Origin of the sequence: Arthrobacter sp. TB 23 (assembly GCF_000294595.1) — a bacterium.
GTDB lineage: Bacteria > Actinomycetota > Actinomycetes > Actinomycetales > Micrococcaceae > Arthrobacter_D.
Window position 1 is genome coordinate 1 of sequence record NZ_ALPM01000020.1, and the last position, 10,468, is coordinate 10,468.

General features: G+C 60.4%; 14 protein-coding genes. 7 read left to right on the top strand and 7 right to left on the bottom strand.

Annotated features, from left to right (window positions below; all coding sequences use genetic code 11):
* From B384_RS0101905 to B384_RS19935, 6 genes are all read left to right on the top strand, one after another.
* A partial coding sequence (locus B384_RS0101905; RefSeq protein WP_019481402.1) for a DUF305 domain-containing protein occupies positions 1-279 on the top strand: 279 nt, incomplete at its 5' end.
* Between the two features lie 133 nt (positions 280-412).
* Positions 413-1,255, top strand: coding sequence for a F510_1955 family glycosylhydrolase (locus B384_RS0101910; RefSeq protein ID WP_050994822.1), 843 nt, complete (start codon positions 413-415; stop codon positions 1,253-1,255).
* A gap of 338 nt (positions 1,256-1,593) precedes the next feature.
* On the top strand, positions 1,594-1,794 hold the full coding sequence (locus B384_RS19930; RefSeq protein WP_083850803.1) for an arsenic metallochaperone ArsD family protein: 201 nt from the start codon (positions 1,594-1,596) through the stop codon (positions 1,792-1,794).
* An 8-nt stretch (positions 1,795-1,802) separates the two neighbouring features.
* Positions 1,803-3,560, top strand: coding sequence for an arsenical pump-driving ATPase (gene arsA / locus B384_RS0101915; RefSeq protein WP_026040893.1), 1,758 nt, complete (start codon positions 1,803-1,805; stop codon positions 3,558-3,560).
* Between the two features lie 78 nt (positions 3,561-3,638).
* Complete coding sequence (locus tag B384_RS17435) at positions 3,639-4,685, top strand: GTP-binding protein (RefSeq protein ID WP_019481455.1); 1,047 nt, start codon at positions 3,639-3,641, stop codon at positions 4,683-4,685.
* Positions 4,686-4,714: 29 nt separating this feature from the next.
* On the top strand, positions 4,715-4,837 hold the full coding sequence (locus tag B384_RS19935; RefSeq protein ID WP_083850804.1) for a ribosomal protein bL36: 123 nt from the start codon (positions 4,715-4,717) through the stop codon (positions 4,835-4,837).
* 8 nt (positions 4,838-4,845) lie between these two features.
* Here B384_RS19935 and B384_RS19940 read toward each other — a convergent pair whose 3' ends face one another.
* A complete protein-coding gene (locus B384_RS19940) occupies positions 4,846-5,049 on the bottom strand; it encodes an ATP-binding cassette domain-containing protein (RefSeq protein WP_237715201.1) in 204 nt (67 codons plus the stop codon).
* A 179-nt stretch (positions 5,050-5,228) separates the two neighbouring features.
* Positions 5,229-5,726 carry a hypothetical protein gene (locus B384_RS0101925; protein WP_019481456.1) on the bottom strand — a complete coding sequence of 166 codons (498 nt, stop codon included), beginning with the start codon at positions 5,724-5,726 and terminating at the stop codon, positions 5,229-5,231.
* Between the two features lie 121 nt (positions 5,727-5,847).
* Here B384_RS0101925 and B384_RS0101930 point away from each other — a divergent pair, with 121 nt between their 5' ends.
* Positions 5,848-6,255, top strand: a complete 408-nt coding sequence (locus B384_RS0101930) for a DUF302 domain-containing protein (RefSeq protein ID WP_019481457.1) — start codon at positions 5,848-5,850, stop codon at positions 6,253-6,255.
* Here the strand turns inward: B384_RS0101930 and B384_RS0101935 are convergent.
* The 5 genes from B384_RS0101935 to B384_RS0101955 all read right to left on the bottom strand — a co-directional run bounded on the left by B384_RS0101935 (position 6,252) and on the right by B384_RS0101955 (position 10,461).
* Positions 6,252-7,115, bottom strand: coding sequence for a cytochrome c oxidase assembly protein (locus B384_RS0101935; RefSeq protein ID WP_337459670.1), 864 nt, complete (start codon positions 7,113-7,115; stop codon positions 6,252-6,254). The genes B384_RS0101930 and B384_RS0101935 overlap by 4 nt on opposite strands.
* Positions 7,082-7,573, bottom strand: coding sequence for a DUF2243 domain-containing protein (locus tag B384_RS0101940; RefSeq protein WP_050994824.1), 492 nt, complete (start codon positions 7,571-7,573; stop codon positions 7,082-7,084). The genes B384_RS0101935 and B384_RS0101940 overlap by 34 nt, the downstream gene beginning before the upstream one ends.
* Before the next feature lie 101 nt (positions 7,574-7,674).
* Positions 7,675-8,793, bottom strand: a complete 1,119-nt coding sequence (locus B384_RS0101945) for an alcohol dehydrogenase family protein (RefSeq protein ID WP_237715202.1) — start codon at positions 8,791-8,793, stop codon at positions 7,675-7,677.
* A 66-nt stretch (positions 8,794-8,859) separates the two neighbouring features.
* Entirely contained in the window at positions 8,860-9,246 is a 387-nt protein-coding gene (locus B384_RS21455) for a DUF7793 family protein (protein WP_443110846.1), read from the bottom strand.
* Between the two features lie 159 nt (positions 9,247-9,405).
* A complete protein-coding gene (locus tag B384_RS0101955) occupies positions 9,406-10,461 on the bottom strand; it encodes a fatty acid desaturase family protein (RefSeq protein ID WP_019481462.1) in 1,056 nt (351 codons plus the stop codon).
* Positions 10,462-10,468 lie beyond the last annotated feature (7 nt).

A 10,468-nucleotide genomic window follows, 5' to 3' on the forward strand; every position in this document is an offset into this window, starting at 1 on the left:
CCCGACGGTGGCATGGCTGGGCACGAGATGGGTGGGATGGGTGGGATGGACGGCATGCTGGATGAAGATCAGATGGCTGATCTGGAAGCGGCTGAGGGTGACGACGCGGTCGGGTTGTTCCTGGAATCCATGATTGAACACCACGACGGGGCGGTGGAGATGGCCCAGGAGGAAATCGATAACGGGGAGAACCCTGCGGCAATTGCTCTCGCCGAGACCATCATGGAAACCCAGCTCGCCGAAATCCAGGAAATGGAACAGCTGCTCGCCGAACTCTAACCCGCCACAGGCTCTGGGTAGGGAGGGCACCATTGCCCTCCCTACCCGTACCCATTTTGACTCAAGGACTATTGACGTGAAATTCATCCACTTTTCTTTGCCCCACCCACCACGGGCCGCCCCGACGGCAGTCATGATTGCAGCGATTCTGGCAGTTACCGCTTGTTCGCCACAACCCCCGCAGGGAGCCAACAGGGCCGCTACCGCTGCCCCGTCAGCCAGTGCAGAAGGTTACCCAACGGGTCACGTCCACGGCATGAGCGTGGACCCTGGCACGGACCGGGTTTTCCTCGCCACCCACGATGGCCTGTTCGACGTCTCAGAGTCACCGGCCATCAAGATCGGCCCGACGATCGATCTGATGGGTTTCACCTCAGCAGGGGACGGCGAGTTTTATGCATCCGGACATCCTGGTCCGGGATCTGATCTTCCCGACCCGGTGGGGCTAATTCGGTCCACCGACGAGGGGCACACGTGGCAGCCGCTGTCCCGGCAAGGGGAGTCCGATTTCCATGCCCTCGCCTCAACCGACAACGGGATAGTCGGTTTTGACGGCCAGTTGCAAGTGAGTAGCGACGGGACCACCTGGGAATCCGTGGCAGAACAAATTCCGGTGTTCAACCTGGCCGCAACGCCACGGGACAGTATTGTTCTGGCGACCACAGAGGACGGCCTGCAACGCTCCACGGACAACGGCGAAACGTGGAATGCCGTGCCCGGTGCACCCCTGCTGATGTTCACGGCCCTTTCGGAAGGTGCCGCTGCTGGGATTACACCCGAGGGCCAGATCTACACCAGTCGTGACGCTGGCCTGACCTGGGTCGAGCAAGGAACGATCCCCGGTCAGGCAGCCGCGATAGCCACGCACCTGGTCGGGGATCTGACCCTGCGAATATGGGTCGCGACCGAAACCGGTGTCCAGGTCTCCGATGACAACGGGCAGTCCTTCACGGACATCCGAGTCAATCAGGAGTAGCCGCTGGTTCGGAGACTGGACGGCTAAAGCTGCAATACGGCGACCCGGTGAGGAAGCCTGGGGAGCGCCCGGCCAGCCGCTACCCGCGGCGCTCCCTCAGGGTGACGAGCTCAAAGCGAGGCTGGTGACCGGTGCATCCGATCTCACCTGCACCAGATAAGTAGGTCAGGCCTTTGAACGGTCCGGCGACAAGGTGATGGCTCTACATCGATGAATATCGATATCATAGTGAGGAACCGCAATTGCGCTGGTCGGCCTCTTCCGGGCGACGGCCGGGGTGACTGGGGCTCGTTGGTTCGGTATCGAATCGAACCTTTGTGGAAGCCAGGGAGAACCACATGTCTGTGATCCGAATTTACGAAACTACGCTTTGTCGCGACACGGGTGTGTGTGGCCCCGATGTGGACCAGTCCCTGGTGGACGTCACCGCCGACGTGCGTCATCTCCAAAGCCTCGGAGTTGAGTCGCGCACACGACCGGCACTTGGCCTGAGCGCAAAGTCCGGCGGCTGCTGCGGCGGCTCAACGAGTTGCGGCTAGGTCCGGGGATGAAGTTTCTCGAGAACGCACCACGATTCTTGTTCTTTACTGGCAAAGGTGGCGTGGGTAAGACATCCGTAGCCTGCGCCACGGCTCTTACACTGGCCAACGCCGGTCAGAAAGTTCTGCTGGTGAGCACCGACCCAGCCTCAAACGTTGGCCAAGTGTTCGGTATGGTCATTGGCAATACCGTGACCGCGATTCAGGATGTTCCGGGTCTCTCCGCGCTGGAGATCGACCCGGAGCAGGCCGTCGAGGCGTACCGGGAACGGATCATCGCACCCGTTCGGGGCCTCCTGCCCGAGACTGAGTTGGCCAGCATCGCCGAGAGCCTTTCAGGGTCGTGCACCACGGAAATCGCCTCTTTCGACGAGTTCACCTACCTGCTCGCAGACGAGAGCTCCTATGGGGAGTACGACCACATCATCTTTGATACAGCTCCTACGGGCCATACGATCCGCCTTCTTCAATTGCCGGGTTCATGGACCGATTTCCTCGAGACTGGCAAAGGAGACCCGTCATGCCTGGGCCCTTTGTCAGGGCTCGAGAAACACAAGCAGGTGTATGCCAAAGCAGTGCAGGCACTCACGGACCCCGCCAGGACCCGGCTTGTCCTGGTTAGCCGGGCGCAGACGTCGTCCCTGGCTGAGATCGAGCGTACCTATCTCGAGCTCAACCAGATCGGAATCAGGAGCGGGTACGTGGTCATTAACGGTGTCCTGCCGGAAGCCGCCGGCGACGAGAGATTAGCCGTGGCCCTGCGGTCCAGGGAAGCTGCCGCCATCGCGGCCATTCCTGAAGCGGTCGCCGCGCTGCCCCTCGATGTGCTGGGCCTCAAGCCAGGCAACATGGTCGGCGTGCCGGCGCTTAGGTCTCTGTTCGCAACTGGGTCCAGACCGGCCATCCTTGACGAGACGACACAGACACCGGAGGTCAAGGACGCGCCACTGGCAGCCTTGGTTGACGAGATCGAATCGGACAGCCGTGGCCTTGTGATGTGTATGGGGAAGGGCGGGGTGGGGAAAACCACCGTCGCTGCCGCCATCGCGGTCGCACTCGCCGGCAGGGGGCACGCGGTCCACCTCACCACGACGGATCCTGCAGCGCACCTCACCGAAACACTGCACGGTTCAGTCCCTGGATTGACGGTATCTCGTATCGATCCGGTAGCGGCAATTCAGGAGTACCGGAGCCACGTGATGGAAGCCAAGGGCCGGAACCTAAACGATGATGGTCGTGCCGCCCTAGCTGAGGACCTGATGTCCCCATGCACTGACGAGGTGGCTGTCTTCCGGCAGTTTTCCAAGGCGGTCCAGGAATCCCGGCGGCGCTTCGTGGTGATCGATACCGCGCCGACCGGTCACACGCTGTTACTCCTGGATGCGACCGGTTCATACCACCGGGAAATTGCCCGCCAGGCTGGAGATACCATGGGCTTCGTGACGCCCCTGATGCGGCTGCAGGATCCTGCGCAGACCAAGGTAATTCTTGTCACGCTGGCCGAAACGACACCTGTCCTCGAAGCCGAAGAGTTGAAAAGTGATCTGGAACGGGCAGGAATCCACCCGTGGGCCTGGGTGATCAATAGCTCGATTGCCGCCGCACACCCGCAGACGCCGTTTCTGCGGGCGCGCGCCGCGAGCGAAATCGAACAGATGGCAAAGGTACGCGCCTTGACCGACCGAGTGGCTCTTATTCCGTTGTTGCCCGAGGAACCCATAGGGGAGGAGAAACTGAGGGCTCTGACGGCTCTCGCTTCGATCTAGGTGCGTCTGCGTGCCGCGAGGGAGGGCCGAATGGACCGCCCACTTTCTTTCTGAGAATGATTCTCATAAGATGGTGGAATGCACTTGATCATCATTACTTCGCTGGACGCACTCAGTCGCAACAACGCCACATCTCAGTTGGCCGCGCTATCTCCAGAAGTTCCAGTGGTGCTGCACGACCTGCTCGACGATTCAGTGGTGACGCGCCGCATCCATCAGAATGACCAACTGGTGGAACGAGAGTCGTCTGTACTAGAACACGGTTGTCTGAGCTGCACCGTCCGGTTCGATCTGGTCCCCGTCCTGATACGCCTGGCCGCTGCCGGCACCTCTTTGGCGATCGTCGGGCTGCCGCCGGGCACCACGGCCGAGAACGCGATTGACGGGATTCATGCCATCGCCCGGGGGGATTTCACTGTGGATTCGGTAGCGCTGGCCGCACAGCCTGAGGACGTGGAGAACCAACTGTGGGACCACCACACGTTGTTTGAGTCTGGTTACACGGCTGTTCCCGAGGATGGCAGGACCCCTGGCGAATTCCTGATGGGGGAGTTGCTCTTTGCTGACACGGTGCTCACCACCGTCAGTGATCTGCTGCCATCGGATGAGGAACTGAGTCTCAGGGGTGTTCAGCTCATCCGACAGGTCGCCCCGCATGTGCGGATGCTGCCCGCCCTGGGGTCGATCGCCGCCCACCTTGGGGCGCACGACGACGAAGCAGCCCGCGCCCGAAGTCGTCCCGGAGCGATCGCGGTGCCGTCGACGTCGTCCGGGCCCTTCCGCACTTTCGAATACCGCACGGACCTTTTACTGCATCCCGATCGCTTTCGATCAGCATTGGGTGCCATCTCCGAGGGTTGCTGCTTTGTTCGGGGCGGTGTCTGGATTGCCGGTCTGCTGGAGACCGAAGTAGCAGTGTTCGGTGTTGGCCCGCGCATAGCCCTCAGCAACGGCGGCCCCTGGGCCAGCGATCCACAGGGGCAGTGGCGCCGCGGCACTCACCTCGCTCTGACCGGCGATGACATCGATGACTTCGAGGTGACCAGCCTGCTGGCAGCCTGCGCACTGACGGATGAGGAACTGCGGTCGCCCCTTGTTTATGCACCCAACAAAACTAGCCGATAGAGACCAACAGAAACCCCTGAAGGAGAACCATGAAAGTACGCAATTCCCTCCGCGCACTGAAAAAAGTCCCGGGAGCCCAGATCGTCCGCCGCAGAGGCAAAACTTTTGTCATCAATAAGAAGAATGCGCGTATGAAGGCCCGCCAAGGCTGACGCCATGGTCAAAAATACAAAGGGTTCAACGGGGATCGTGGTGGCGCCCGGACCATCGCACCTCCGGGAAGAGACCCACTCAGGGCTGCCGCGGTCAGAGATTTACCGGACCCGGAGGGGCCCACCAGGGCTACCGCTTCACCGCGGGAGATAGTCAGCGACAGGCCCTTGACCAGGTATTGGGAGCCAATACGGATCGATAGATCCTGCAAGACCAAACTCACCACGCACCCCAGCTCACCATTATTGATTATCGTTCTTATTAAAATACCGATAATGCGGATGGTTCTCAACTGGGGCGCCCTGTGTGCTGCCGTTTCCTCAGGGTTTGTCGTGGGGGACTATCTGATTGGCTTCTCGTCAGCCTCGGGGGGTCGGTCCGTCCCGGGACTCAACCCGGGGGATAGGGAAGGTCCGGCGTTGGTTTCCGGGACCAGGGCGGCGCGCTGAGGAGGAAGACTGTGGCGGCGATTGTCACACCCGCGGCGAAGATGGTGACCAGATGGGTCGACACCGCGGTGCCGTTGTACATGGTGATGCCTACAGCCAAGAGTGATACGGCCAAGAGAATCAGGGCGATCCAATGCTGGCGGCGCAATCCCATCAGAACCATGAGGGCGGGGACCGCGTACCAGATCATGCTCGCCGTTCCCATGGAATTGATCTGGTCGATCACACTTCCGCTGCCTGGTATCGCGGCCACTACCGAGCGGAAAAACATTGACGCGCAATGCAGGATCAACCCCAGCACACCCACGACCGTCAGGGCCAGATCCAGCGGAGTCAACCGTCGGGTAACCCGCTTTAGGGGGAGGAACGGGACCGCCAGACGGAGAATTAGCAGCAGAGATGCGACGGCAGAGAGGGTCAGGACAAACGAGGTGGACATAGAATCACCTTAAAGGATCACCGGCGGTCGGAATGTGTCGTCGAATACCCTAGAAGAACGTGGGAAAACTTGTCCGGTGACCTATCGGACGAATCCGTCAACGAGTCACTCCAGGAGCACCATGACGTACACACTCAGCACCACCATTGCGCTTCCCTGGGCTGAAGCCCTGGAACTTACCCGGGAAGCGCTATCAGCTCAGGGTTTCGGAATACTCACCGAGATTAATGTTCGTTCCACCTTTGAAGCCAAGCTCGGCACCGAAGCCGCGGACGCCGTGGGAGATTACACCATCCTCGGTGCCTGCAACCCGGCCCTGGCCAGCCGGGCCATTGCGGCCGAGCCCGAAATCGGCGCGCTCCTGCCCTGCAACGTCGTGGTCCGTCGAAGCAAAGCCGCAGACATCACCACAATCGAGGCCATCGACCCGGAGACCATGGTTCAGCTCAGTGATGCGCCAGCGGTCAAAGAGGTCGCCGACGACGCCAGCAGCCGCCTGCGTAAGGCCCTGGCCGCCCTCAGTAGTTAACCCGGTCTAGCTACCCGTGGTTGGGTGGCTCGGAACCAGCCAGCCAGAAGGAGAACAATAAGGGTGATATCGATGATGTCACCGCCGTAGTACATCAGCTGCGCGCCTGTCCGGCCATCGGAGATCTCGACACCGGCCGGAGGATGGACGTAGAGCCATTTAGCCAGGATGGAGTGAGCGGCGATGAATGCGATGAGGACTACGGAGCGCATCTGGATCGAGGCCCGGTGTGGGTTGGGATCGGGACCTATCAGGGCCGCAACAAAAAGGTAGCCTGCCAGAAAGATATGCATATGTACCGCTCCATGAAGCAGCACCGAAGTGTGCATTAGTGAGTACAAGTCGGTGGTGTAGAGAACCCATAGTCCTCCCGCATTGAGCCCGCCTGCGACCGTCGGGTGGGTGATGAACCGGAGAGGCGGAGACCTCAGAAAGCGGGTGAGGACCTGCGCCCGTCTCACCGTCAGAGCGCGCAGGGCCAGAGTAAGGGGCGCCGCGAGTACCAGCAGCAGCGGAGCAGCCATTCCGATGAGTAGGTGACCAGTCATATGAGCAGTGAAAGTGGCGCGCGCAGCAGCGGCAATAGGCCCAACTAGTCCCACCCCGATGCAGAGCAGACCCGCGTACCAAGCCATAACTCGACCTATGGGCCACCGTCCACGGGACCGGGCCGCCCAGAGGGCAAGGGCGTAACCCGCCGCGGCCGCAACAAGGAGCAGCACAACCAGGGCATCGAAAGCTATCCATCCGAGAGCATAAACGTCGTCGTTTGAACTGCTGGGAGAGTTATGGTCGTGTTGATGCTGCAGATCCACTGGCTGAACCTTCAGTCCGATGTCTGTGGCGGACGAGTCCGCCACAGAATTAACACCCCGACCAGTAACAGCACGATGGCAGACCCTACCCAGATCACGTCGTAGGGCAGCAAATCCACGTCATAACGAATCTGATGAATGCGCAGAACCTTGTGGTCAATAACGCCGTCAAAAAGTTGGAAAGACCCAACTCCGGTAATGAGCGCCCCAGTCCATCGCTTCCAATTCACCTCGGCGCGGCGACGAATGTCAGCCAAAACGAACAGGCCCCAAATAGTAATAAACCAACCGAACGCGTGAAAGAAACCGTCAGCGGTCAGCGCGACCTCGGTGGTGGACAGGTCATAGAAGTGGTGCCACTGCAAACCCAAATGGAAGATAAACAAGTCAATAATCGATGCCGCGACCCCGCACCCGAAAAGGAAACCGGAGAGAACGACGCGCCGTTCAAGCCCCGAGCCAGGCCCACGGGAGCCTTTATCCACACCACTGCTTCTGCTCATTCTGCCGGTAGGCATCGAAGCTTCCCTTCACCTTGGGGTAGCAATTGCACATTTCATCATAATAGCTACGGCACGTCGGCGATCGGCAGAATACGCCTCGATTACAGGGGAGTGGGTGGAATAAGAACGAAATTACCCACGTGTACCTTATCGAGGAATTCACGTTGAGCGGCCGCGATCTGGTCAAGTGGGAAGACCTTGGCTAGGAGAGGCCGAATCTCCCCACGCTCGATGTAGGAGATGAGGCTAGGGAATACCGCGTCGTCCCACGCTGTGCACCCGATCAAGGTGAGATCCTTCAGATAAAAGGTCCGCATATCCAGTTCGACAAGAGGTCCGCCGATGGCGCCTGAGGATACGTACGTCCCTCCCCTCTGGAGGAGACTGAGCATCGCGGGAAAACCGGTGCCGGCCACGTTGTCGATCACGACGTCGGCGCTTTCCGATCCCAGCACGCTTAGCGCCTCGTCCCGCCCGAGGACTGCATCCGCTCCCAGGGCCCGGACCCGATCCTGTTTGGCCTCACTGGCGATGCCAATGGTATGAGCGCCACGTCGCTTGGCGAGTTGTATGACGGCCGAGCCAACGCCACCGGAGGCACCCGTCACCACTACCCGCGACCCCGAAGTGACACCTGCACGGCGGACCATGTTCTCGGCTGTTCCGTAAGCGCAAGGAATGGTGGCTAATTCGGCGTCGCTCCAGTCGCAGTCCACAGTGAAAACCTCGTGTTCGGGCACAGCAACGAATTGAGCGAACGCTCCGTCCCGGTCCGACCCTAACCAACTGGTTTCCATCGAGAAGAATCCCTGCGTGCGCATACATGCGCGGATCAGTACCCGAGCCCCAACCGAGGACTCGTCGCCCCCGCGACCGACGGCGACAATACGTCCGCAGCAGTCTGCGCCCTGAATTAGGGGGAACGGGGTGGCCGTGTTCCAACCCCCGTCCGGCCGCGTCGCCGTCTGCCCGGAAACGTTCTCTGCTGCGTCATTGGTGCCTGTCGCCACCGATGACGAGTACCAACCGAGTCTGGTGTTGATTTCGGTATTGTTGACGCCGGCTGCCAACACCTGAACTAATACCTCACCTTCGGTTGGCGCCGGGACTGGAACCCGACTCACCTCGAGCCGGTCGTAGCCACCAACCCCGGTAGTGACAATCGCCATCATGGTCTTCCCCTCGAGGACTGGCCTGGTTGGGGGATGAATCGTGGGCATTCACCCATTTTGCTCTATCTACCGAGCAGTCGCCAACGACTCCGCCAATGGCCTGTCGTGCGTCCATCAACCCGACAGATTCCTGTGCGGATCAAGTAGCCAGCGTTCAGCAGAGATGGCCTCCTCGAAGTATTGGGTGGGATAGGGCGGTTCGTGCACTTCTTTGAAGTAGGTGGTGATGGCGCGGTCGACGGCTGTCGGTCCGACGATCGCTAGTGCAGAAACGTTGAGCCCCGATGCGAAGGCGTACAGTGCCGGTCTACTGAGGGAGATCATTTTGTTGAGGTGGACGAGCATTGGTAGACACAGAGCTGGCGATACTTTCGCAAGGCTTCTCACGAGCTCCATGGCGTCCTTTTTCGAGACAGTTACCCCTTGGTCCCACTGGACTTCGATATAGCCTCCGCTATGGGGAAGGAGCGAGAACCTTTGGTTTGCTTCACTGTCATCCATCGGATAGTTCCTGTCGCTTTACTCCGCTGCCGTCGAGTTCCCTATTCCAGGCGTTTTCATTTAGTCGGGTGGCGGTGAGAAGGAGTCGGCTGGTTGGCCATTGATCCAGGTCCGACATGGCTATAGGTCCTTGTCATGGTGCCAAAAAAGTCGTTCGGGCTATTGGTGCCGGTATTTGTTGACCATGGGGCAGTCGAAGGGGTCGCGTGCGGCGAGGCCTACCCGGTTGAGGTAGGACACGACGGCGCCGTAGGAGGCTGCGACGCCGACCTCGGTGTAGGGGACTTTGAGGCGTTCGCAATGCTCGCGGACGATCAGTGCTGCTGCTCGGAGGTGCGGGCGGGGCATGTCGGGGAACAGGTGGTGTTCGATCTGGAAGTTCAGGCCGCCGAAGGCGTTGTTGATGAAGTTGCCGCCGCGAATGTTGCGTGAGGTGAGGACCTGTTTCTGGAAGAAGTCGAGTTTGCTGTTCTTGGGGATGATCGGCATGCCCTTGTGGTTGGGGGCGAAGGAGGCTCCCATGTAGATGCCGAACACGGCCATTTGAACGCCGATGAAGGCGAACGCCATGCCGAGGGGCAGGAACCAGAACAGGACGCCGAGGTAGGCGCCGAACCGGATCGCGAGGAGGGCCAGTTCGATCCAGCGGCCTTGGACAGCGCCGGGGCGGAACAGTGTGCCGATCGACTTGGCGTGCAGGTTCAAACCTTCGAAGGTCAGCAGCGGGAAGAAGAGGTAGCCCTGGCGGCGGGTGATCCAGGCGTGGAGTCCCGTGGCTTTGGCTGCGTCGTCCTCGGTGAAGGAGATGGTATCGATCTCAATGTCCGGGTCTTTGCCCACCACGTTGGGGTCGTTGTGATGGCGGGTGTGTTTATTCATCCACCACTGGTAGCTGATGCCGACGACGCCGGCGGCCAGGATCCGTCCGGACCAGTCGTTGGCCCCGCGGGTCTTGAAAATCTGCCGGTGGGAGGCCTCGTGGGCCAGGAATGCGATCTGCGTGAAGACGACGCCGAGCACGGCGGCGATCAATAACTGGAACCAGGTGTCGCCCAGCAGGGCGAAACCGGTCCAGGCGGCACCCATGGTTATCGCCAGTGCAGCGAAGACGGAAACGTAAAAGCGGCGGCGACGGTTCAGCAGACCTTCTTTGCGTACCTGCTTCAGCAGCGTCGCATAGGAGGCGACGACGTCGTTCGGCTTAGCAACGCGCACGCTACGG

Excerpts from the sequence above, each read along its gene's own strand:
- B384_RS19930 (WP_083850803.1), top strand. The coding sequence starts at position 1,594 with ATGTCTGTGATCCGAATTTACGAAACTACGCTTTGTCGCGACACGGGT.
- B384_RS0101940 (WP_050994824.1), bottom strand. The coding sequence starts at position 7,573 with ATGAGCAGAAGCAGTGGTGTGGATAAAGGCTCCCGTGGGCCTGGCTCG.
- B384_RS17435 (WP_019481455.1), top strand. The coding sequence starts at position 3,639 with ATGCACTTGATCATCATTACTTCGCTGGACGCACTCAGTCGCAACAAC.
- B384_RS0101945 (WP_237715202.1), bottom strand. The coding sequence starts at position 8,793 with ATGCCCACGATTCATCCCCCAACCAGGCCAGTCCTCGAGGGGAAGACC.
- B384_RS0101910 (WP_050994822.1), top strand. The coding sequence starts at position 413 with ATGATTGCAGCGATTCTGGCAGTTACCGCTTGTTCGCCACAACCCCCG.
- B384_RS19935 (WP_083850804.1), top strand. The coding sequence starts at position 4,715 with ATGAAAGTACGCAATTCCCTCCGCGCACTGAAAAAAGTCCCGGGAGCC.
- B384_RS0101925 (WP_019481456.1), bottom strand. The coding sequence starts at position 5,726 with ATGTCCACCTCGTTTGTCCTGACCCTCTCTGCCGTCGCATCTCTGCTG.
- B384_RS0101930 (WP_019481457.1), top strand. The coding sequence starts at position 5,848 with ATGACGTACACACTCAGCACCACCATTGCGCTTCCCTGGGCTGAAGCC.
- B384_RS21455 (WP_443110846.1), bottom strand. The coding sequence starts at position 9,246 with ATGGATGACAGTGAAGCAAACCAAAGGTTCTCGCTCCTTCCCCATAGC.
- arsA (WP_026040893.1), top strand. The coding sequence starts at position 1,803 with ATGAAGTTTCTCGAGAACGCACCACGATTCTTGTTCTTTACTGGCAAA.